The sequence below is a fragment of the Streptomyces sp. NPDC044719 genome, assembly GCF_056433405.1.
Genome location: NZ_JBWKHE010000009.1, coordinates 178,693 through 200,757, shown reverse-complemented (window position 1 = coordinate 200,757; position 22,065 = coordinate 178,693). Strand labels below are relative to the sequence as shown.

Here is a 22,065-nt window from a genome sequence, read left to right as displayed (position 1 = left end):
TTCCGGGGAACGGCGGTTGGCCACCGCCGGCGGCCGTGGCGCGCAGGGCGGTCCGCCGCACGGGCAGCGCGGAGCGAGGGCACCGGGCCGCCGGTCCGGACGGCGGCCCCGCCCGAGGGCGATCGGTCGTCAGGCGCCCGCTTCCCCCGGCTCCTCGGGGGTGTCCGGTACGTCGTCGGCACGGGCCAGGGCCTCGTCCACGCTCTCCGATATCGGCACCGTGATGCTGACGCCCGTCAGGTCGAGGATGCGTCGTACGGCGGACGTCGGGCTGATGACGTGCACACTGCCGGCGGTCTTACGGGTCTCCTGGTACACCCGGAGGATGATGTTCATCCCCGACGAGTCCATGAAGGGGACGGACGACAGGTCGAGCAGGAAGTGCCGTCGGCCGTGGTGGAGTTGGTTGGCCAGATGTGCCTGGAACTCGGTCGCGGTGTCGACGTCCAGGTAGCCGTCGACCGTGATCAGGGCCACGTCCTCCCGGGGCAGCTCGACTTCCACGGACAGCGGGTTCTGGGCGAGGGGCACGGGTACCTCCAACAAGTGCTACGGCCTGGTCTGGTCACCTCTCAGGGGTGACCGCGGTACGGGGCGACGCCGGTCGTGGGACGGGCTCGGATGCCGTGTCTCATGTGCCTCCCTTCGCCACCGGGCTCCGTTTTCACCGCGCCCCGCGATTACCCCGAAATCCGCCCTCCATTCACTCTGCCCCGAACCTCTGCGAGACCTGCCGCTCCGCGTCGTACGGTGGCAGGGGTGTGCGCCGAATGCGCTTGCGGCAGGAGGGTAGTTGCTGCTGTGGAGCCGGGTGGGCGGGACCGTCCGCCAGGAATCCGCTATCCGCACACCGCGAGGGAGGATGGAGCAGCGTGGCCATCGACAGAATCTGGTCGTACGCGCCGGACAGCGGTCACGTCGAAGGGCAGGACCTGACCGGGTTCACCGTCGCCGCGACCGACGGCACGATCGGGCACCTGGACCGCGAGGCCGCTCCGCACGGCATGCGGCACCTGGTCGTCGACACCGGAGTCTGGGTCTTCGGCCGCAGCGTGCTGGTTCCGGCCGGAGTCGTCATCGGCATCGACACACAGGCGCGGAAGATCACACTGGCCTGCACCAGGGGCGACACGAAGGCGGCCCCCCGCTTCCAGACGGACAGCGAGACCAGGGACCGGAAGTACCTGACGGCCGTGGGCGACTACTACGACCGGCTGCCGCCACGCGAGACGACTTCGATCTGAGCCGGTCCGAGCCGGTCACGGGCGTACCGCGCCCGTGACGCTCCCGGCTTCTCAGGGCGGCTCACCAGGGCAGGAACACGTGCACGTCCTTGCCGCGGTCGTCGGCCACCACGCTGACCTGGTCGCACAAGGTGTGGATCAGATGCCAGCCGATACCGCCGCCACCGCTGCGCGGATCGAAGGGCCGCGGAGCGGGCTCCGTGCTGCTGGTGTCGTGCAGCACCACGTGTACCCCGTCGAAGGTCCGGCGCATCCGCAGCGCGAACGGACCCGGGGCGTACTGGACCGCGTTGGCGGCCAGTTCCGTCACCACCAGCAGGATGTCGTCCCAGTACTCGGGGGCGGAGGGCGGCGAGGATCGCGCCAGGTCACGCAAGAACCCCTCCGCGGCCAGCCGCGCTCCGGTCACGTCGTGCGGCTCGCCCACGAAGCTGTTCGTGCGGCTCGGGATGTCCTCGGAGGTCAGTGCGTCGTCCCCACGCGGCTCGGTTGACATATCGCCTTTCCGGCCCGGTCGTCAGCAAGGGCTGTCGTCAGGGCTGTCGTCCTTTCTCTTGCGTCGCCACTGTCGTGTTCCCGTGCGAGCGCGGAGTACGCGTCCGGTCCGCGTTCAGCGGAACACGTTGTCCGAGTCGTCCCAGTGCGACGGATCCTCCGGGGTGCTCGGCCGCCCGGGACGCCTGCGCGACTCGTACATCGCGTCGATCTCGGCCGCGTAGTGCCGCACGATCTCGTCCCGGCGCAGCTTCATCGACGGCGTCAGCAGCCCGTTGGTCACGTCGAACGGCTCCGGCAGCACCCGGAACACCCGGATCGACTCCGACCGCGACACGGCACTGTTGGCCGCGGCCACGGCCCGCGCGACCTCCTCCCGCAGCGCGTTCTCCTCCCGCGCCTCCCGCATCTCGCCCTGCAACGCCAGCGCCGCCCGCCAGTGCGCCAGAAACTCCGGATCCAGCGTGATCAGGGCGCCGACACAGGGCCGGTTGTCGCCCACCACCACCGCCTGATGGATGAGCGGATGCATCCGCAGCCGCTGTTCCAGGGAAGCCGGGGCGACGCTCTTGCCGCTGCTCGTGACGATGATGTCCTTCTTGCGCCCGGTGATCGTCAGATAGCCCTCCGAGTCCAGTCGCCCGAGGTCACCGGTGGCCAGCCAGCCGCCGCGCAGCGCGGCCCGGGTGCCGGCGTCGTCACCGACGTACCCCTGGAACACCGACGGGCCGCGCACCAGGATCTCCCCGTCGTCGGCCACCTGGATCTCCGTGCCCGGCAGCGCCTGCCCGACGGTCCCGGACTTCTCCCGGCCCAGCGGCTGCATCGTCACCCCGCCACTGGTCTCCGTCAGGCCGTAGCCGTCGTTCACATAGATGCCGATGCCCTCGTAGAAGAGGGACAGGTCGCGGCTGAGGGGAGAGCCGCCGGAGGTCGCCCGCCGTACCCGGCCGCCCAGAGCGGCTCGCAGCCTGCGGTACACCGTGCGGTCGTAGAGGGCGTGCTGGAGCCGCAGATCGAAACCGGGTCCGCGGCCCCGGCCCAGCCGCTGGCGTTCGAGGGCCGCGGCGAAGTCCCGCGCCGTCTCGGCGGCCCGCTCGAACAGCCCGCCGTGGCCCCCCTGCTGCGCCGTGCGCAGGAAGTTCTTGTAGATCTTCTCGAAGACCGACGGGACCGCGTAGAAGTACGTGGGACGGAAGGAGCGCAGCGCCGCGAACAGCGCCTCCCCGCCGAGGTCGGCCTGGTGCCCCATCAGCAGGCCGCCGCGCACGCACAGGCCCTGGATCATGAGCCCGTACACATGGGAGAAGGGCAAAAAGGCCAGCACGGAGCCCTGCTCGCCGCGCGGTGCCGCCGTCCGGCCCCATCCGGTCAGCAACGTGTCGCAGGGCCCGGCCAGGTTGCGATGGCTGAGGGCGCAGCCCAGGGCGTGGCCGGTCGTGCCGGAGGTGTAGGCGATGACGGCCGTGGAGTCCGGCAGCACGATGCGGCGCATCGAGTCGACCGTGGCGAGCGGCACCGACTTCCCGCGCACCGTCAGCTCCTCCAGCGCGCCCGCGTCCAGCTGCCAGACGTGGCTCAGCAGCGGCAGCGCCGCGCACACCGAGCCGACGGTCATGACGCCCTGCTCGTCCTCGACCACCACGGCCACACAGCCGGAGTCCCGCAGGATCCACTCCACCTGGTCGCGCGACGACGACGGGTAGACCGGGACGACCTCGGCGCCCACGGCCCACAGCGCGTAGCACAGAACGGTCCACTCGTACCGGGTGCGCGCCATGATCGCCACGCGGTGGCCCGGCGCGATCCCGGACGCGATCAAACCCTTGGCCACGTCCACCACTTCGTCGCGCAGCTCGATCGCCGTCACCTCCTCCCACACGGCGGAGGCGGGGTCGGTGCGGCGGGCGAGCATCGGCCGGGTGGGCTCGTGGTCCGCCGTCTCGAAGACGCTGTCGGCGAGCCCGCCGGTCAGGGGCGAAAAGGCCGGTGGAGCCAGGGCCGTGTCGCGCATGCATGCTCCTGACGTGTACGGGGTGTGACATTGCCGACGGGTACCGTCATCGGCGGTGCTCGAATGTAGTCGAGTCGGGACCCTTCGGGGTCGGGAAATACGGAAGTGGCACCGCTGATGATCTCGGCGTGATCGGGGGACCCGGGAGGCATGACTCACATCAGTCCCGATCCCGAACCCGAACGCACCCCCGGCCTGGAACCCGGCGGCGGAGTACCGCCGGGCGAGACCCCGCCCGCGGAGAGCAGCCTGCCCGAGGCGGGCCCCCGGGAGACGCACAACCCGACCAAAGGCTGGGCCAAGGCACCCATGACCCTGATCATCGTCCTCGTGGTGCTGATCGCGGCGTTCTTCCTGGCCTACGCCCTCGTCCTGATCCTCTGAACACCCGGCGCTGCCCGCCCGTATCGACCAAGGCGGGACGCCTCACGCCTGTGTGTGGCGCACGCACTCGGTGACGACGTCCCGCAGGCTGCCCGTGCGCTCCATCAGCTCGCGCTGCACCTGTGCGCCGTTGCCCTCCCGCAGCAGTTCCTCGCAGGCGGCCCGGGCCCGCTCGAAGTCATCGGTGTCCTCGAGGGCCTCACCGACATGGTCCAGCAGGGCACGGACGACTGCCTCGGCGGGCAGGCGCCGCATGGTCGCGGGGTGCAGCAGCTCGCCCGCCAGACCGGACCGGGCGGCCTGCCAGTGGGCGAGCCGCAACAGGCTGACGCTGTGGCCGAGGGGCTCCTCGCCCGCCCGCCACGCGCGTGCAGCGGTCTCGACGAGTCCGCGGACCAGGGTGGCGACGAGCGCGGCCGTGCCCGAGTGCAGGCAGACGTCCGAGACCCGGACCTCCACCGTCGGATACTGCCGGGACAGCCGCGCGTCGAAGTAGATCATCCCGTCGTCGAGGATGGTCCCGGTGGCCACCATCTCCGCCACCAGCCGGTGGTACCGCTCGGCCGAGCCGAAGATCTCGGTCGGGCCGGCCGACGGCCAGCGCTGCCACACCCGGCTGCGGTAGCTGCTGTACCCCGAGTCGTGTCCCTGCCAGAAGGGCGAGTTCGCGCTGAGCGCCAGCAGCACCTGCAGCCAGGGCCGCACCCGGTCGACGACCGCGACACCCTCCTCGTCGGACTCCACGGCCACGTGCACATGGCAGCCCAGGACGAGCTGCTCCCGGGTGGCGATGCCGTACTGCTCCGCCATCCACTGGTAGCGACGGTTGATGCTGACGGCGGGGCTGACCGGAAGCGGGGACGTGGCGAGCGCCGCCACCGTGCAGCCGATCTCACCGGCGTGCCGTGCGGCCTCCTTGCGGCAGCGGACGATCTCCGCGCGCAGGCTCTCCATGGACGACTGCGGATGCGTGGCGAACTCCAGCATCTGCTCGTGGAGTTCCTTCTCGAAGACGTCCTGATCCGCGTCGTCCTGCGCGGCCCGGGCGAGCACCGCCGCGGACAGCGCCCGCGGCTCGCCGGTCTCCGGATCGACCAGGAGGAGCTCCTCCTCCACTCCGACGGTGCGCACCTGATGCCCGCCCTTCTGTGACCCTGCCGCGTCGTACCACCGGGTTCTCCCGTTGGTACGACCCCCAGTGCCCCTCACGGGCGGGTCGGACACCTGGTGCGCCCCTGGGACTTCACGGAGCGAACGGCGTCAGCCACACGGTGGCCAGCGGCGGCAGCGTGATCCGGACACATCCGTCCTCCGGTTTGGCCGGGTCCGGGTTGGTGACGCCGCTGCCGCCGTAGCGCGTGTCGTCGGTGTTGAGGATCTCCTGCCAGGCGACGACGTCCGCCGGGACCCAGAGGCCGTAGTCGTGCCGGACGACGGGGGAGAAGTTCGACACCGCCAGCAGCGGACTGCCCTCGGCGTCGTACCGGAGGAACGCGAAGACGTTGTCGTCGGCCGAGTCCACCGCCACCCACCGGAAGCCCTCGGGACGGGTGTCGCACTGCCACAGCGCCGGCGTCGCCCGGTACGCCGTGTTCAGGTCGCGGACCAGATCACGCACGCCCCGGTGGTCACCCGCCGAGTGGTAGCCGTCGTCGAGCAGCCACCATTCCGGCCCGTGCTCCACCGACCACTCGGCCCCCTGCGCGAACTCCTGCCCCATGAACAGCAGCTGCTTGCCGGGGTGGCCCCACATGAAGCCGAGGTAGGCGCGGGTGGTGGCACGCCGCTGCCACCAGTCGCCCGGCGCCTTCGACACCAGCGCCTGCTTGCCGTGCACCACCTCGTCGTGGGAGATCGGCAGGACGTAGTTCTCGCTGTACGCGTACACCATCGAGAACGTCATCTCGTGGTGGTGGTACTTGCGGTGCACCGGCTCGTGGCTCAGGTACTCCAGCGAGTCGTGCATCCAGCCCATGTTCCACTTCAGCCCGAACCCGAGCCCGCCCGTGTCGGTCGGCCGGGTCACGCCGCCCCAGGCGGTGGACTCCTCCGCGATCGTCACCACGCCGGGAGCGCGCCGGTACACGGTCGCGTTCATCTCCTGCAGGAACGCCATGGCCGCCAGGTCCTCCCGGCCGCCGTAGGCGTTGGGCTCCCACTGGCCGTCCTCACGCGAGTAGTCCAGATAGAGCATCGAGGCCACCGCGTCCACGCGGAGGCCGTCGATGTGGAACTCCTCGCACCAGTACACCGCGTTCGCCACGAGGAAGTTGCGCACCTCGGTGCGGCCGAAGTCGAACTCGTAGGTGCCCCAGTCCGGGTGCTCGGCACGCCGCCCGTCCCCGGGCTCGTACAGCGGGTCCCCGTCGAACCGGGCCAGCGCCCAGTCGTCCTTCGGGAAGTGCGCCGGCACCCAGTCCATGATCACGCCGATGCCGGCCCGGTGGCAGGCGTCGACGAAGAACCGGAAGTCGTCCGGGGAGCCCAGCCGGGCCGTCGGCGCGTAGAAGCCGGTGACCTGGTAGCCCCACGACCCGTGGAAGGGGTGCTCGGCGACCGGCATCAGCTCGAGGTGCGTGAAGCCGAGGTCCTTGACGTACGCGGGCAGCTCCTCGGCGAGCTGCCGGTAGGTCAGCCCCGGGCGCCAGGACGGCAGATGCACCTCGTACACCGACATCGGCGCCTCGTGCACCGGCGTGTCGGCACGGTGGGCCATCCACTCGGCGTCGGCCCACTCATGGTGCGAGGCCGTCACGATCGACGCCGTGTTGGGCGGTTCCTCGGCACGGCGGGCCATCGGGTCCGCCTTGAGGAAGCGGTGCCCGTACCGGGAGTGGATCTCGAACTTGTACGCGGTGCCCTCGCCGACGCCCGGCAGGAACAGCTCCCACACCCCGGACGCGCCCAGCGACCGCATCGGGAACTGCGTCCCGTCCCAGTGGGTGAAGTCCGTGGCGACCCGCACGCCCTGCGCGTTCGGCGCCCACACCGTGAACCGGGTGCCGGTCACGCCCTCGTGGGTCATGGGCTGCGCGCCGAGCGCCTGCCACAGCTGTTCGTGCCGGCCCTCGCGGATCAGGTGCAGGTCGAGCTCGCCGAGCGCGGGCAGGAAGCGGTACGGGTCGTGCGTCTCCTGCTCGCCGCCCTCGTACGCCACCTGCAGCGTGTACGCGGGGATCGCCTCCAGTGGCAGCACGCCCGAGAAGAGGCCGCCGCCTTCCGAGACAAGGGCCGTACGCCGGCCGTCGACCACGACGCTCACGGAGCGGGCGAAGGGGCGCAGCGCCCGGAACACGATCCCGCCGGGGACCGGATGGGCGCCGAGCAGCGCGTGCGGATCGTGGTGGGCGCCCGCCAGCAGACGCCCGCGGTCCTCCGGGCTCAGCGGGGGCGCGGTCGCGCTCGGGACCGGGCCGGACGGCTCCGGGATTGAGGTGTCTCGCAGGGCCACGGCTCAGTCTCCTCTCACAGCGAGGCGCTCGATCGCCGCCATCGGTACAGGCAGCCAGTCGGGGCGGTGCCGTGCCTCGTACAGCACCTCGTACACGGCCCGGTCCGTCTCGTAGGCGCGGAGCAGTCCGTGTTTCTTGCGCGGGTCCCAGCCGGCGCGGGCGGCGTAGCCCGCGCAGTAGGCCTCGCGGCAGCGGCGCGCCCACTCCGGGCGCCAGGGGCGGCGCTGCCGGGCGGCGTAGTCGAAGGAGCGCAGCATCCCGGCGATGTCCCGCACGGGGGAGTGGGCGCTGCGCCGTTCGGAGAGCGGCCGGGACGGTTCGCCCTCGAAGTCGATGACGAACCACTCCCGCCCGGCCCGCAGCACCTGGCCCAGATGCAGATCGCCGTGGATGCGCTGGGCTGGCGGCCCGGCGTCGCAGGTGGTGAGGGCGGCGAACGCGGTCCGCAGGCCCGGCACGAACGGCCGCAGCGCGGGCACGCAGTGCGCCGCGGCGTCCAGCCGCTCGGTCATCGCCGTCGCCGTACGCCCGTTCTCCCCGGGCGCCCCGACCGGGAAGGCCGAGGCCAGCGCGAGGTGCACATCCGCCGTGGCCGCGCCGAGCGCCCGCGCCTGGACCGTGAAGTCGTCCCCGGCGGCCAGGGCGTGCAGCGCCAGCGTCCAGCCGTCGGAGGCGTCCCGCAGATACGGCTGGAGCACACCGAGTGTGGCCTTGAAGGGATGGTTCATCTGGAACCAGGCCACGGGCGCGGGGACGCGGTGGCAGCCCTGGCGGGCCAGCGCCCCGGGCACCTCCAGGTCCGGGTTCACGCCCGGCTGGATGCGCCGGAAGATCTTCAGGATGTACTCGTCGCCGTACACCAGCGAGGAGTTGGACTGCTCGGCGTCGAGCAGCCGCGGCACCAGCCCGGCGGGCACCTCCTGGTCCGGGTCGCGGTCGAAGCGCAGCGGGCCGGCGGTGCCGGGCTGTCGCAGCCGGTCCAGGAGCAGCTGGGCCGAACGGGGATCGTGCAGCGCGTCGTAGACCGTCAGACCGGCCAGCGGCCCGTCCTGCACCTGTCCGATGAGCGCCCGGCCCAGGCGCGGTGACGGGTGTTCCCGTACGCCCAGCAGGAGCTGGTAGCAGTCGCCGGCCGGGGGAGCACCGCCCGGCGACGGCACGCCCGTGTGCCCGGCGTGCCCGGCGTGGACCAGCAGGTGCAGACAGCCCGGGAACAGCTCGGTCATCGACAGCAGGCCGAGCTCCGTGACGGGCCGGTCCTTGCCCGCGAACCAGCGCTGGCGGGGCAGCCAGTCGCGCAGCAGAGCGCCGAGCGACTCCATGGGCTCGGCCAGGCGCGTGAGGCTCGGGCGCAGGGATGCGGTCTTCGGCATGGTCACGCCTCCTTGTCCCGGCGCGTGCTCACAGTCGCCGGCCGATGCGGGATGCGACTCGGGTGAGCCGGAACCAGTAGAAGCCGTGACCGCCGAGGGTCAGCAGATACGGCAGCTCGCCGATGGCCGGGAAGCGCACCCCGCCGAACAGCTCCACCGGATGGCGTCCGGCGAACTCGCGCAGATCGAGTTCGGTGGGCTGGGCGAACCGCGCGAAGTTGTTCACGCACAGCACCAGGTCGTCCTCGTACTCCCTGAGGAAGGCCAGCACCGCGGGGTTGGAGGAGGGCAGTTCGGTGTACGTGCCGAGCCCGAAGGCGGGGTTCTGCTTGCGGATCTCGATCATGCGGTGGGTCCAGTGCAGCAGTGACGACGGCGAGGACATGGAGGCCTCGACATTGGTCACCTGGTGGCCGTAGACCGGGTCCATGATCGCCGGCAGGAAGAGGCGGCCCGGGTCGCAGGTGGAGAACCCGGCATTGCGGTCCGGGGTCCACTGCATGGGGGTCCGGACGGCGTCGCGGTCGCCGAGCCAGATGTTGTCGCCCATGCCGATCTCGTCGCCGTAGTAGAGGATCGGCGAGCCGGGCAGGGCCAGCAGCAGAGCGGTGAACAGCTCGATGGTGTGCCGGTCGTTGTCGAGCAGCGGGGCGAGCCGGCGCCGGATGCCGATGTTGGCGCGCATGCGGGGGTCCTTGGCGTACTCGGCCCACATGTAGTCGCGCTCTTCGTCGGTGACCATCTCGAGCGTGAGCTCGTCGTGGTTGCGCAGGAACATCCCCCACTGGCAGCCCGAGGGGATGGCCGGGGTCTTGGCCAGGATTTCCGAGACCGGGTAGCGCGACTCGCGCCGTACGGCCATGAAGATGCGGGGCATGACCGGGAAGTGGAAGGCCATGTGGCACTCGTCGCCGCCGCTGGGGTAGTCGCCGAAGTAGTCGACGACGTCCTCGGGCCACTGGTTGGCCTCGGCGAGCAGCACCGTGTCCGGGTACTGCGCGTCGATCTCCTTGCGCACCCGCTTCAGGAAGTCGTGCGTCTGCGGGAGGTTCTCGCAGTTGGTGTCCTCGGCCGCGTACAGGTAGGGCACCGCGTCCAGCCGGAAGCCGTCGATGCCCAGGTCCAGCCAGAACTTCAGCGCGGCCAGGATCTCCTCCTGGACGCGCGGGTTCTCGTAGTTGAGGTCCGGCTGGTGCGAGAAGAAGCGGTGGAAGAAGTACTGGCCACGTACGGGGTCGTACGTCCAGTTCGATGTCTCCGTGTCGACGAAGATGATCCGGGCGTCCGGGTAGCCCTTGTCGTCGTCGGCCCACACGTAGTAGTCGCCGTAGGGCCCCTCGGGGTCCTTGCGCGACTCCTGGAACCACGCGTGCTCGTCGCTGGTGTGGTTCATGACGAAGTCGATGATCACGCGCATGCCGCGCTGGTGGGCCGCGTCGACGAACTCCACGAAGTCGGCGAGGTCACCGAACTCCGGCAGCACGGCCGTGTAGTCGGAGACGTCGTAGCCGCCGTCGCGCAGGGGCGACTTGAAGAACGGCGGCAGCCACAGGCAGTCGACGCCGAGCCACTGAAGGTAGTCGAGCTTGGCGGTCAGGCCCTTCAGGTCACCGACACCGTCGCCGTTGCTGTCCTGGAACGAGCGGACGAGCACCTCGTAGAAGACGGCGCGCTTGAACCACTCCGGGTCGCGGTCCCTGACGGGAGTGTCCTCGAAGGTGTCCAGCACGGGCTCGTTCACGGTCATGACGTTCCTGTCCCTCCGATCGCTTGCGCGGCGGGCGGTGACAGGACGTGGAAGACGTGCGCGGGAGCCCGCCCCGGCTCGAGACGCACGTAGTTGTTCCGGCTCCAGTGATAGGTCTCGCCCGTGAGCTCGTCGCGCACCGGCACCGACTCGTGCCAGTCCAGGCCGAGTTGCGGCATGTCCAAAGAGACGGTCGCCTCCTGGGCGTGGTGGGGGTCGAGGTTGGCGACCACCAGGACGACGTCGTCCCCCGTGCGCTTGCTGTACGCGATGAGGGAGTCGTTGTCGGTGTGGTGGAAGCGGAGATTCCTGAGCCGGCGCAGTGCCGGGTGTTCCCGGCGGATGGTGTTGAGCCTGGTCAGCAGCCGGGTGATGGTGCGCCCCTCGCGTTCGGCGGCGTCCCAGTCGCGGTGGGTGAGCTGGTACTTCTCCGAGTTCAGGTACTCCTCGCTGCCCTCTCTGAGGGGGGTGTTCTCGCACAGTTCGTAGCCGGAGTAGATGCCCCAGGTCGGCGAGAGGGTCGCGGCCAGGACGGCCCGGACCTCGAAGGCGGGCCGGCCGCCGTGCTGGAGGTAGGCGTGCAGGATGTCGGGGGTGTTGGCGAAGAAGTTCGGCCGCATATAGGACGCGGCCTCCCCGGACAGCTCGGTGAGGTAGTCGGTCAGCTCCTGCTTGGTGTTGCGCCAGGTGAAGTAGGTGTAGGACTGCTGGAAGCCGATCTGGGCCAGGGTGGCCATCATCGCCGGGCGGGTGAACGCCTCGGCCAGGAAGATCACATCCGGGTCGGTGCGGTTGATCTCCGCGATCACCCGCTCCCAGAAGACGACCGGCTTGGTGTGCGGGTTGTCCACGCGGAAGATCCGCACCCCGCAGTCCATCCAGTGCCGCAGCACCCGCACCGTCTCGGCGATCAGGCCGTCCATGTCGGCGTCGAAGGCGATGGGGTAGATGTCCTGGTACTTCTTGGGCGGGTTCTCGGCGTAGGCGATGGTGCCGTCGGGGCGGTGGTGGAACCACTCGGGGTGCTTCTGTACCCAGGGGTGGTCGGGGGAGCACTGCAGGGCGAAGTCCAGCGCCACCTCCATCCCCAGCTCGCGGGCCCGGCCGACGAACCAGGTGAAGTCCTCCAGGGTGCCCAGGGCGGGGTGGACGGCGTCGTGGCCGCCCTCGGGGGATCCGATCGCCCAGGGCACCCCGACGTCGTCGGGGCCGGGGGAGAGGGTGTTGTTCTTCCCCTTGCGGAAGGTCGTGCCGATGGGGTGGATCGGGGGCAGGTAGACGACGTCGAAGCCCATGGCGGCGATCGCGGGCAGCCGGCGGGCGGCGGTGCGGAACGTGCCGTGCGGCTGCTGCCGGGTCCCCTCGGAGCGGGGGAAGAACTCGTACCAGGAGCCGTACAGGGCCCGCTCCCGCTCCACCAGCAGCGGCAACGGCTCGGAGGTCGTGACCAGGTCCCGCAGCGGATGCCGGGCCAGCACCTCCTCCACCTCCGGCGCCAGAGCGGCCGCGAGCCGCGCCAGAGGGGAGAGCGAGTCGTCGCGCAGTGTCTCCGCCGCGCCGAGCAGCACACCGCGGCCGTCGCCCTTCGGCACGCCGGCCGCTGCCCGCTCGTAGAGTTCGGCGCCCTCCTCCAGGACCAGGCCCGGGTCGATGCCGGCAGGCACCTTGATGCCCGCCGCACGGCGCCAGGTGGCCACCGGATCGCTCCAGGCCTGCACCCGGTACGACCAGCGGCCGACCGCGTCGGCGGTGACCTCGGCGCCCCAGCGGTCGCTGCCCGGGGCCAGCTCCCGCATCGGCGTCCACGGCCCGGGGCGGCCCTCGGGGTCCTTGAGCACGACATTGGCGGCCACCGCGTCGTGCCCCTCCCGGAACACGGTGGCGGTGACCTCGAACGCCTCCCCCACGACCGCCTTCGCCGGCCGGTTGCCGCTCTCCACGGCCGGCCGGACATCCCGTACCGGGATACGGCCGATGGCCCGGGTCCTACTCATGGTCCTCACCTCCACCGTGCTCGAAACCGGGCCCCCAGGGCCCGGTTCATGGGGACAAGATGTGCGGGAAGGCCCTCACCTTCCCGCTGGGTACCGCCGCTCCGCCTTCGGCGGTCTTCGTCGCACCGCGGTGGCCGGACGGGGCCGTTCGTTCTGTTCCTGCAGACAGCTGACCTGCTGTTCCTGCAGATACGTGAGCTGGTTGGTGCGCAGATACCGCTCGGCCGCGTCCGCCGCTTCCCGCGCGCAGCGCTTGCCCATCAGCACGCAGAGCGTGTAGCCGGAGTCCTCGAACGTGGTCCGCACCGTGCGGTCGTTGGGTGCCGCGAGCATCACGCGTTCCCAGGCCCGGTAACGCCGCAACTGCCGGGCGACTTCGGCTTTGGCGGGTAGCAGCATGGCGCCGATCACCTTTCGGGCTCGAGGGGCACGGTCTCCCGACGGTCGGACGGCGGCCGCGCGCAGAGCGACACGGACCCGTCCCGGCGATCGAGTTCTGTCACACATGGTGCATGGGTGACAACGCAACGTCCTGTTGGAGCTTCAACCAGTGACGCGTCCGGGTGATCCGTTACGGCCGTAGGGGTCCGTTCGGTCGCAGGCCCCACCGCCCCGACCGCCCCGGTGGTGGGCTCGTGTTGCACGAACGGGCTAGCCCCCTCACTCTGAGGGTGACTCAGAAGCGATACACGCTCACGTTCCGTGCTCGGGGCTCGTCCCGCAGGACTGCGGGAGCGAGGAGGAGCTGAGCCTCGCGGTGAGGAGCCGACCGATGAAGACCGCAGTGCCCTGCTACTACCACCTCGACGTGGAAGTCAGCCCGGAACGGGTGGGACAGGTCAGCCGCATTCTGGCCGCTCACCTGAAGTTCTGGGACCTGGACAACCTGATCCAGCCCGTCTGCGGCGGTGCCGAGATGCTGCTCGAGGCCATCGACGAACACGCCACGGACAAGAACACCTCGATCGAGATGTGGTGGAACGGGCAACACCTGATCACCGCCATCGGGGACAACGACCGCGCCCTGCGCCCCGACCAGGAACTGCGAGGCTGTCTGGAGCACCTCGCGGCGATGAGCGACGGCTGGGGCTGCTGCGCCACCGAGACCGGCAGCAAGGTCATCTGGTTCTCGCAGCGCGCCCGCGCCGGCGAGCGCGTCCCGCTGGTGCCGACCGCGCCCGCCCCGCGACTGAGCGAGGGTCTCGACGTGCCCCGCGAGGTGCGCGTCGCGCAGCTGGCCGGCCCCGCCGGCACACCGGACGAGGTCCTGGAGGAGGCCCGGTGACCCGTCTGCAGTACCGGAACGGGGCGTCCGCCTGGAGTGGGCGCCCCTATCCGCTGGGCGCGTCCTACGACGGGGAGGGCACCAACTTCGCCCTCTTCAGTGAGGTCGCCGAACGCGTCGAACTGGTCCTCGTCGACGACGACGGCACCCACACCCGGGTGCCGCTGGCCGAGGTCGACGGCTTCGTGTGGCACGGCTACCTGCCCGGCGTCGGCCCCGGCACACGCTACGGCTATCGCGTGCACGGCCCGTGGGCCCCGGCCGCCGGCCACCGCTGCAACCCGGCGAAGCTGCTCCTCGACCCGTACGCCCGCGCGGTGGACGGGCAGATCGACAACCACCCCTCGCTCCACGAGCGCAACCCGGACGGCCCCGACCCGGCCGACAGCGCCGGGCACACCATGCTCGGCGTGGTGACCGACCCGGCCTTCGACTGGGGCGAGGACCGCCCGCCCAGCCGTGCCTACGCCGACACGGTGATCTACGAGACCCACGTCAAGGGCTTCACCCGCACCCACCCCGGGGTGCCCGCCGAGCTCCGCGGCACCTACGCCGGACTGGCACACCCCGCGGCCGTCGAGCACCTCACCTCGCTGGGCGTCACGGCCGTGGAGCTGATGCCGGTCCACCAGTTCGTCCAGGACGGCGTGCTCCAGGGCCGCGGCCTGGCCAACTACTGGGGCTACAACACCATCGGCTTCTTCGCCCCGCACAACGCCTACGCCGCGCACGGCACCCGCGGCCAGCAGGTCGCCGAGTTCAAGTCGATGGTGAAGACCCTGCACGCGGCCGGGCTCGAAGTGATCCTCGACGTGGTCTACAACCACACCGCCGAGGGCAACGAGAAGGGCCCCACCCTGTCCTTCCGCGGCATCGACAACTGCTCGTACTACCGCCTGGTCGACGGCGACTGGGAGCACTACTACGACACCACCGGCACCGGCAACAGCCTGCTGATGCGCCACCCCTACGTGCTCCAGCTGATCATGGACTCGCTGCGGTACTGGGTCACCGAGATGCACGTCGACGGCTTCCGCTTCGACCTCGCGGCCACACTGGCCCGGCAGTTCCACGAGGTGGACCGGCTCTCGGCGTTCTTCGACCTCATCCAGCAGGACCCGGTGATCAGCCGCGTCAAGCTGATCGCCGAGCCGTGGGACGTCGGCGAGGGCGGCTACCAGGTGGGCAACTTCCCGCCGCTGTGGTCGGAGTGGAACGGCATGTACCGCGACGCCGTCCGCGACTACTGGCGCGGCGAGGACCATACGCTCGGCGAGTTCGCCTCCCGGCTGACCGGCTCCTCCGACCTCTACGCCCACAGCAGGCGCCGGCCACGCGCCAGCGTCAACTTCGTCACCGCGCACGACGGTTTCACCCTGCGCGACCTCGTCTCCTACAACGACAAGCACAACGAGGCCAACGGCGAGGACAACCAGGACGGCGAGAGCACCAACCGGTCCTGGAACTGCGGCGCCGAGGGCGCCACCCGCGACCCGGCCGTACGGGAACTGCGCACCCGCCTGCAGCGCAACTTCCTCGCCACGCTGCTGCTGTCCCAGGGCATCCCGATGCTCTCCCACGGCGACGAGATCGGACGCACCCAGCGCGGCAACAACAACGCCTACTGCCAGGACAACGAGATCTCCTGGATCGACTGGCGGCTGACCGAGGAGCAGCGCGAGCTGCTGGAGTTCACCCGGTACGTCATCCGGCTGCGCACCGGGCACCCCGTGCTGCGCCGGCGCCGTTTCTTCCTGGGCGAGACCCTGATCCGCGCGGACCAGCCGCTGCCGGACCTGGTGTGGCTGGCGCCCGACGCCCGGGAGATGACCGACGAGGACTGGCAGCGCGGTGACGCGCACTGCGTCGGCGTCTTCCTCAACGGCGACGCCATCGCCGAACCCGACCCCCGCGGCCGGCCCGTCGTCGACGACTCCTTCCTGCTGCTGACCAACAGCCACTGGGAGCCGGTGGACTTCCGGCTGCCGGACGCCGCCTACGGCGAACGCTGGACGGCGCTCATCGACACCGCCGAACCCGAGGGCATCCCGGACGAGGCGGAGCGCAAGGCGAGCACGGGCCTCACCGTCGGAGCACGCAGCCTGGTCCTGCTGTCACGGCCGTCGCGGAAGACTCGCTGAGCCGGATCAGCGGCCGCGGCGCGAGGTGACCGTGAACTGGGCGCCGTCGTGGTCGCGCAGCACGGCCTCGTCGCCGCCCTTGGACAGCACGCTGCCGCCGTGCAGCTCGGCGGTGCGGGCGCAGGCCCCCACGTCGTCGACGGTGAAGTGGACCTGCCAGTGCGGCCGGATCGTGGGGTCGGGGGCCGCCTCCAGCGCCCCCGACTCGATTCGTGCCACCACGTCACCGCGGCTGCGCAGCACGACCTCCTCGCCCTCGTAGTGGACCTCGCAGCAGCCGGGGCGCTGCGTCGCCCAGTCGAGGACCTCGCCGTAGAAGATGGCCGCGTCGAAGGCGTCACGCGTGTGCAGCGTGATGAAGACCGGCTGGGCGTTGCGCCAGGTCTCCCAGTCGGTGAACAGGTCCCCCTCCCAGATGCCGAAGGTCGCCCCGTCCCGGTCCGCCAGCAGCGCCGCCCGCCCCGGCGGCAGGGAGATCGGCCCGACCGCGGCCGTGCCCATGCGCTCCTGCACCCGCGCCACCGCCTCGTCGGCGCTGCGTACGGCGAAGTACGGCGTCCACGCCACGGCCATCTGCCACATGGTCGCCACGCCCGCGATCCCGGCCACCGGCGAGCCGTCCGCCAGCGCGATCCGGTGCCGGTCGCCCAGCTTGGCCGGCCGCCACTGCCAGCCCAGCACGGCACTGTAGAACTCCTCCGTCGCCTTGACGTCCCGGCTGGTCAGACTCACCCAGCAGGGCGCCCCGACCACGGAGTGTGATGAGACGACGTCCCTCGTGCCGGAGGGGGCGGGCATGTCGTGGTTCATGGTGTCGCGTCCTGATCTCGTCGGCCTGGCAGCCACCGGAGGATTGCACCCAGTGTCCAACCGGAACCGCTGTGGGCGCCTGCCGAGTACCCCGGCGGCGACGCACAAACGGTGTCCTGAACCGGCCTGGTCCGCCCCGGTGGCACCGGGCGGGCCGAGTGACGACGATGGAGGGGTCGGACACTGCGTCAAGGCACTCAAGCACCCTGTGAGGCCACACGGACAGCGGCGCACCGGACCCGGAGGTGACCATGCCCACGGACGGGGGCTCGGAGCGGATCTTCGAGCTGCTGGAGGAGATCCAGCAGCTGAAGGAGGCGGTCGTCTCCCACGCCGTCGTGGACCAGGCGATCGGAATGGTCGTGGCACTCGGCCGGATCTCGCCCGACCAGGGGTGGGCCGTGCTGAAGGAGGTCTCGCAGCACACCAACATCAAGCTGCGCAACGTCGCGGAACTGATCCTCGTCTGGGGGCGCACCGGCATGATGCCCGAGGAGATCCGGGCCGCCCTGGAAGACGCCCTCGACCGTGCCGGACCGACGCAGATCCCGGGAACCCCGCCGGAGGCGTGAGCTCCGGCGGCCCGAGTCGCTCACCCGGTCTCGGTCAGCAGCTCCTCGCGCAGATGGGCGAAGCAGCTGCTGAGCAGCCGGGAGACGTGCATCTGCGAGATGCCGAGCTGATCGGCGATGCGGCTCTGCGTCATGCCCTTGAAGAACCGCAGGTAGAGGATGATCCGCTCGCGCTCCGGCAGCGCTTCCAGGCAAGGCCTGACGGCCACCCGGTTGACGACGGTGTCGAAGGCCGGGTCGGGTCCGCCGATCGCGTCCCCGAGGGCGTAGCCGTCCGTCCCCGGCATCTCCGCCTCCAGCGACAGCGCGGAGAAGCACTCCAGGGCCTCCATGCCGGTGCGCACCTCGCCCTCGGTGAGGTGGGCGTACTCGGCGATCTCGGCGACCGTGGGGGAGCGGCCGGGGGTGGTCTGCGACAGCTCCTTGGCGGCGTGCCGCACCCGGTTGCGCAGGTCCTGCACCCGGCGGGGCACGTGCAGCGTCCACATGTGGTCACGGAAGTGGCGCTTGATCTCGCCGGTGACCGTCGGTACGGCGTAGGCCTCGAAGGCGTTGCCGCGCGCCGGGTCGTAGTGGTCGACGGCCTTGACGAGGCCGAGGGCGGCCACCTGGTACAGGTCTTCCAGGGCCTCGCCCCGGCCGCGGAAGCGGACGGCGATCCGCTCGGCCATGGGCAGCCAGGCCTCGACCAGTTCGTCGCGCAGGGCCTTGCGCTCGGGCCCCTCGGACAGCCGCGCGAGACGTTCGAACGCCGCGGCGGTGTCGGGGGCGTCGTCGTGGGGGTGCGTTCTGGTGCTGCCAGCGATACGCATGGTGCGCACCTCCCTGAGCAGGTGCCGAATGGACAGACACCGTGGGAGGCGCGGACTCGGACCTCGCGGCAGGCACCGGGGGCCCGGGCGGCTCCCACGGACGTGCCTCCTGTCCGAAGCACTTCACAGCCCATTCCCGGGCGGGAAGATTACGAAACAATTCAGACAATACGCCCACTTGGCCTTTCTTGACTTCTCTTGACCTCGCCATGGATCGATTAGCTCTCCTACAGAGCTGATCTCGGCCGCATGGAGCCGGAGACCTTCCCCGAAGAGCTGGCCGACGCGCTCGTCGGGGTCCAGCGGCTGGTCAGGCGGCGACTGCGGCGCCAGATGCCCGACCCGCCGCTGCGCGGCGCGGAGGCGGAGCTGCTGCGGCTGGTCGTGACACGGCCCGGGATCGGCATCTCCGACGCCGCCAAGGACCTCGGACTGGCGGCCAACTCGGTGTCCACCCTGGTCAACCAGCTGGCAGGTGCGGGCTACCTGGTCCGCGAGACCGACCCGGCCGACCGGCGGGCCGCACGGCTGCTGCCCACACCCGCCGCACGGACACGGCTCGACGCGTGGCGCCGGCGCCACGCCGCCCTCGTACGACGCCATGTGTCCCGCCTCGACGAGACGGACCGCCAGGCGCTGCACGCGGCGATCCCGGCCCTGCGCAAGCTGGCCGACACCCTGCACGAGGAGGCCGAGGAGTCATGACCCGGGACACCGCACCGCCCCAGGCCGACGCCGTCGCCCGCACCGGGCTCGCCTACGCCTTCGGCGACACCAGCGCCGTGGACGGGCTCGACCTTTGTCCGTGATGCCGGGCTGGCTCCAGGCCGTCGGCAAGGCCAACCCGCTCAGCTACGAGGTCGACGCCCTGCGCGGGCTCCTGCTCGGCACGCCCCACCACCTGGCCTCCGACTTCGCGGTGCTGCTCGTGGCCGCCGCGCTCGGCGTCGCCGCGGCATCGGCCTTGCTGGGCCGGCTGGCCCGTTGATCTTCACTCGGAAAAGTGATGTGCGGCACGCCTCGGCAACCGCTTTCTCCGGCTGTTTCCGGATAACCGCTGGGCACGGCTTGATCGTCGATCAAATGGGGTGAAGTGCCTGGCCACAGCGCATTCTGCTCATTTGACAGTGCGCTGAGACCACAGATAGGAAGCAGCTTCCAGAGGTCGAGAGGGGCACCGTGTACGAGCCGAACGTGGTCGGGGACTGGCAGGAGTACGACGAGCATGCCGGTCTGCGGGTCCGCGTCCACCGTCTGGAACCGGCCGAGCCGCCCCGCGGCCGTGACGACGCCGCCGACGGGCTGACGTACTTCTGCCTCCGTGTGACGGTCGAGAACCGCGGCCGCCGGCACCTCGGCGTCCACCTCGAGGACGGCCAGATCGACGTGCGGATCGGCCCGGACGGGGAGAGTGCCTTCCTCGACTGGCGCAACTCGCAGTTCATCGAGGGCTTCGACGTCTATCCGCTGCGCCGGGCCACCGCCGTGCTGTACGCGGCCGGTACCGAGGCGTCCCTGAGCCTGGTGGACGTCCAGGTCCAGCTGCGCGTCGAGGAGGAGTGGACCGACCGCCGGCTGTGGTCGGGCGGCATCGGTGTCCACGAGGGCCCCGCGGGGACCCAGCAGGGTGCGGTGCGGGACAGTCTGGCGCACCAGGTGAGCGTGTTCCTGCGAGACCAGGCGGAGGAAGGCACCGCCTGATCCGGCGTCAGGCCGGCATCCCGCCGGTCAGTGCGGGATGCCGTCGATGATCTCGCGGGCGCCCTGACGCAGCAGGGCCACGGCGACCGAGGTGCCGAGCGTGGCCGGGTCCAGCCGGCCCGCCCACTCGTGGGCGTTCAGCCGCGTCTTGCCGTCCGGGGTGAACACACAGGCCCGCAGGGACAGTTCACCACTGCGGTCCACCCGTGCGAACCCGGCGATCGGGCTGTTGCAGTGCCCCTGCAGCACATGCAGGAACATGCGCTCGGCGGTCGTCTCCCGGTAGGTGTCCGGGTCGCCGAGGCCGCTCACCGCGTCGATGAGGTCGGCGTCGCCCTCGCGGCACTGGAGCGCCAGCACGCCCGCGCCGATGGGCGGCATCATCGCCTCGGTGGACAGGATCTCGCTGATCACGTCCTCGCGGCCGATGCGCTCCAGGCCGGACACCGCGAGCAGCAGCGCGTCGGCCTCTCCGGCGGCGAGCTTCGCCAGGCGACGGTTGGCGTTGCCGCGGAACGGCACGCACTCCAGGTGCGGATGCGTGGCGGCCAGCTGTGCGACCCGGCGCACCGAGGAGGTGCCGATCCGGGTGCCGACCGGGAGCTCGTCCAGGGTGAGCCCGCCGGGATGGATCAGGGCGTCCCGGATGTCGTCCCGCTTGAGGAACGCGGCGAACACGGTGCCCGCGGGCAGCGGCCGGTCGGCGGGCACGTCCTTCACACAGTGCACGGCGAGATCGGCCTCCCCGGCCAGCAGTGCCGCGTCGACCTCCTTGGTGAACGCGCCCTTGCCCTCGACCTGGGACAGATCGCCCATCCACTTGTCGCCGGTGGTCTTCACCGGCACCACCTCGGTGCGCACTCCGGGGTGGGCGGCGGCCAACTCGGCCCGGACGCGCTCCACTTGGGCGAGCGCCATGGGCGAGTCGCGGGAGACGATGCGGATCAGTTCGGGGACGGACATGCGGACACGATAGACCCTCCCGCGGACGCGTTCGTGCCGTACCTCCCCCGACCGCCCGTCGGCGCACGTCAGTTCGAGGCGAACGGCTCGCTCAGCGAACGCCTCGACCTGCTTGTGAGAAACCGCATGGCGGACCTTTACGGCGTGGAGAACAGGCCGGGTCCCGGAAGCGCGGGGCCGTCGGCCCGGACGCGGTTCGTGACCCGCAGGAACTCCAGCTTCTCCGCGTCGGTGGAGCCCGCGGCCACCGTGTAGACGACGAGTCGGATGTCGCAGCCTGGGACGGTGAGAACGTCGCAGTCGCAGATCACCTCACCCACCTGGGGGTGTACGACGGTCTTGCGGGCCGAGACGTGCGGGCCGACCGTGCCCTCGTCCCACAGTCGGGCGAACTCCGCGCTGGTGGACCGCAGTTCCTCGACCAGGTCGGTCAGGCCGCGGTCGCGGGGGTAGTCGATGAGAGCGGTGCGCAGGTCGGCGACGAGGGCGGGTCTCAGGGCGTCGCCGTCCTGGAGCACGGGCCAGGACGCGAGCCGGCTGGGCCCTGTGGTGAAGACCGCCCGTGCCAGGTTGCGCTCGTCGTGTGTCCGTGCGCTGGGATCGCCCATCAGCACTGACCATGCGGGGGTCCAGGAGAGCAGGGTCCAGTCGGCGCTGAATACGCCCACGGGGAATTCCCCGAGGCGGGCCAGCATCCGTTGGACCCCGGCCGGAACATGCGTGGAGACCGTTCCCTCCTGGGGAGGCAGGAGGCCGGCCAGCCGGTAGGCGTGATCGCGCTCCATGGGCTGCAGTTGCAGTGCCCTGGTCAGGCTCGCGACGACCTGCGCCGAAGGGCTTTTGGCGCGGCCCTGTTCCAGGCGGACCACGTAGTCGACCGACAGTCCGGCGAGTTCGGCCAGTTCCTCGCGTCGCAGCCCCACCGCGCGTCGTCCGGGCCGTGAGGTCAGTCCGACGTCGGCGGGAGAAAGGCGGTCGCGCCAGCGGTGCAGTGCCGTGCCCAGGGTCTCGTCCACTCGGCCATTGTGTCCGCCGGGCCGTCGTCGTGCCTGGTACTGGCTGTCCTACCGTCACGGAG

At 70.9% G+C, this 22,065-nt stretch carries 20 protein-coding genes and 1 pseudogene; 8 read left to right on the top strand and 13 right to left on the bottom strand.

The features are described from left to right. Positions 1 to 129 precede the first annotated feature (129 nt). Complete coding sequence (locus tag AC07DF_RS32850) at positions 130 to 531, bottom strand: STAS domain-containing protein (protein WP_382488571.1); 402 nt, start codon at positions 529 to 531, stop codon at positions 130 to 132. Between the two features lie 347 nt (positions 532 to 878). On the opposite strand from AC07DF_RS32850, the gene AC07DF_RS32845 reads away from it, so the two are divergent. After that, the gene (locus AC07DF_RS32845) at positions 879 to 1,244 is read left to right on the top strand and encodes a PRC-barrel domain containing protein (RefSeq protein ID WP_478980202.1); all 366 of its coding nucleotides are present in this window, start codon (positions 879 to 881) and stop codon (positions 1,242 to 1,244) included. 61 nt (positions 1,245 to 1,305) lie between these two features. Here the strand turns inward: AC07DF_RS32845 and AC07DF_RS32840 are convergent, their stop codons facing one another. Together AC07DF_RS32840 and AC07DF_RS32835 are read right to left on the bottom strand one after the other, a co-directional pair. Next, the gene (locus tag AC07DF_RS32840) at positions 1,306 to 1,740 is read right to left on the bottom strand and encodes an ATP-binding protein (protein ID WP_478979685.1); all 435 of its coding nucleotides are present in this window, start codon (positions 1,738 to 1,740) and stop codon (positions 1,306 to 1,308) included. 114 nt (positions 1,741 to 1,854) lie between these two features. Continuing rightward, complete coding sequence (locus AC07DF_RS32835) at positions 1,855 to 3,753, bottom strand: AMP-dependent synthetase/ligase (protein ID WP_478979683.1); 1,899 nt, start codon at positions 3,751 to 3,753, stop codon at positions 1,855 to 1,857. A 150-nt stretch (positions 3,754 to 3,903) separates the two neighbouring features. Between AC07DF_RS32835 and AC07DF_RS32830 the strand changes: the two genes are divergently transcribed. Further along, positions 3,904 to 4,137: a DUF6480 family protein gene (locus AC07DF_RS32830; protein WP_478979681.1), complete on the top strand. Its 234-nt coding sequence runs from the start codon at positions 3,904 to 3,906 to the stop codon at positions 4,135 to 4,137. 42 nt (positions 4,138 to 4,179) lie between these two features. On the opposite strand, the gene AC07DF_RS32825 is transcribed toward AC07DF_RS32830, so the two are convergent. The 6 genes from AC07DF_RS32825 to AC07DF_RS32800 all read right to left on the bottom strand — a co-directional run bounded on the left by AC07DF_RS32825 (position 4,180) and on the right by AC07DF_RS32800 (position 13,102). Further along, the gene (locus AC07DF_RS32825) at positions 4,180 to 5,268 is read right to left on the bottom strand and encodes a glutamate--cysteine ligase 2 (protein ID WP_478979679.1); all 1,089 of its coding nucleotides are present in this window, start codon (positions 5,266 to 5,268) and stop codon (positions 4,180 to 4,182) included. Between the two features lie 112 nt (positions 5,269 to 5,380). Next, a complete protein-coding gene (gene glgB / locus AC07DF_RS32820) occupies positions 5,381 to 7,588 on the bottom strand; it encodes a 1,4-alpha-glucan branching enzyme (RefSeq protein WP_478979677.1) in 2,208 nt (735 codons plus the stop codon). A gap of 3 nt (positions 7,589 to 7,591) precedes the next feature. Further along, positions 7,592 to 8,962: a maltokinase N-terminal cap-like domain-containing protein gene (locus AC07DF_RS32815; RefSeq protein ID WP_478979675.1), complete on the bottom strand. Its 1,371-nt coding sequence runs from the start codon at positions 8,960 to 8,962 to the stop codon at positions 7,592 to 7,594. A 28-nt stretch (positions 8,963 to 8,990) separates the two neighbouring features. Continuing rightward, positions 8,991 to 10,709: a maltose alpha-D-glucosyltransferase gene (gene treS, locus AC07DF_RS32810; RefSeq protein WP_478979673.1), complete on the bottom strand. Its 1,719-nt coding sequence runs from the start codon at positions 10,707 to 10,709 to the stop codon at positions 8,991 to 8,993. Beyond that, complete coding sequence (locus AC07DF_RS32805) at positions 10,706 to 12,703, bottom strand: alpha-1,4-glucan--maltose-1-phosphate maltosyltransferase (protein WP_478979671.1); 1,998 nt, start codon at positions 12,701 to 12,703, stop codon at positions 10,706 to 10,708. The genes treS and AC07DF_RS32805 overlap by 4 nt, the downstream gene beginning before the upstream one ends. 75 nt (positions 12,704 to 12,778) lie before the next feature. Beyond that, positions 12,779 to 13,102, bottom strand: a complete 324-nt coding sequence (locus AC07DF_RS32800) for a DUF5133 domain-containing protein (protein ID WP_478979669.1) — start codon at positions 13,100 to 13,102, stop codon at positions 12,779 to 12,781. A gap of 373 nt (positions 13,103 to 13,475) precedes the next feature. On the opposite strand from AC07DF_RS32800, the gene AC07DF_RS32795 reads away from it, so the two are divergent. Together AC07DF_RS32795 and glgX are read left to right on the top strand one after the other, a co-directional pair. Next, positions 13,476 to 13,988 (top strand): pep a2, encoded by a 513-nt coding sequence (locus tag AC07DF_RS32795; RefSeq protein WP_184598753.1) that lies wholly within the window; start codon positions 13,476 to 13,478, stop codon positions 13,986 to 13,988. Then, the gene (gene glgX / locus AC07DF_RS32790) at positions 13,985 to 16,129 is read left to right on the top strand and encodes a glycogen debranching protein GlgX (RefSeq protein WP_478979666.1); all 2,145 of its coding nucleotides are present in this window, start codon (positions 13,985 to 13,987) and stop codon (positions 16,127 to 16,129) included. Before AC07DF_RS32795 ends, glgX begins: the two co-directional genes overlap by 4 nt. A gap of 6 nt (positions 16,130 to 16,135) precedes the next feature. On the opposite strand, the gene AC07DF_RS32785 is transcribed toward glgX, so the two are convergent. Next, complete coding sequence (locus AC07DF_RS32785; RefSeq protein WP_478979664.1) at positions 16,136 to 16,939, bottom strand: VOC family protein; 804 nt, start codon at positions 16,937 to 16,939, stop codon at positions 16,136 to 16,138. 251 nt (positions 16,940 to 17,190) lie between these two features. Between AC07DF_RS32785 and AC07DF_RS32780 the strand changes: the two genes are divergently transcribed. Beyond that, positions 17,191 to 17,511: an ANTAR domain-containing protein gene (locus AC07DF_RS32780; RefSeq protein WP_478979662.1), complete on the top strand. Its 321-nt coding sequence runs from the start codon at positions 17,191 to 17,193 to the stop codon at positions 17,509 to 17,511. A gap of 20 nt (positions 17,512 to 17,531) precedes the next feature. On the opposite strand, the gene AC07DF_RS32775 is transcribed toward AC07DF_RS32780, so the two are convergent. Next, positions 17,532 to 18,323, bottom strand: a complete 792-nt coding sequence (locus AC07DF_RS32775) for an RNA polymerase sigma factor SigF (RefSeq protein ID WP_478979660.1) — start codon at positions 18,321 to 18,323, stop codon at positions 17,532 to 17,534. 249 nt (positions 18,324 to 18,572) lie between these two features. Here AC07DF_RS32775 and AC07DF_RS32770 point away from each other — a divergent pair, with 249 nt between their 5' ends. From AC07DF_RS32770 to AC07DF_RS32760, 3 genes and pseudogenes are all read left to right on the top strand, one after another. After that, complete coding sequence (locus AC07DF_RS32770) at positions 18,573 to 19,028, top strand: MarR family winged helix-turn-helix transcriptional regulator (protein WP_478979658.1); 456 nt, start codon at positions 18,573 to 18,575, stop codon at positions 19,026 to 19,028. Between the two features lie 91 nt (positions 19,029 to 19,119). Beyond that, a pseudogene (locus tag AC07DF_RS32765) lies at positions 19,120 to 19,311 on the top strand (ABC transporter permease); the annotation flags it as partial. 191 nt (positions 19,312 to 19,502) lie between these two features. Next, positions 19,503 to 20,024 carry a hypothetical protein gene (locus AC07DF_RS32760; RefSeq protein WP_478979656.1) on the top strand — a complete coding sequence of 174 codons (522 nt, stop codon included), beginning with the start codon at positions 19,503 to 19,505 and terminating at the stop codon, positions 20,022 to 20,024. Between the two features lie 27 nt (positions 20,025 to 20,051). Here AC07DF_RS32760 and hemC read toward each other — a convergent pair whose 3' ends face one another. Further along, on the bottom strand, positions 20,052 to 20,987 hold the full coding sequence (hemC, locus tag AC07DF_RS32755; RefSeq protein ID WP_478979654.1) for a hydroxymethylbilane synthase: 936 nt from the start codon (positions 20,985 to 20,987) through the stop codon (positions 20,052 to 20,054). A 137-nt stretch (positions 20,988 to 21,124) separates the two neighbouring features. Continuing rightward, entirely contained in the window at positions 21,125 to 22,003 is an 879-nt protein-coding gene (locus AC07DF_RS32750; RefSeq protein ID WP_478979652.1) for a helix-turn-helix transcriptional regulator, read from the bottom strand. Positions 22,004 to 22,065 lie beyond the last annotated feature (62 nt).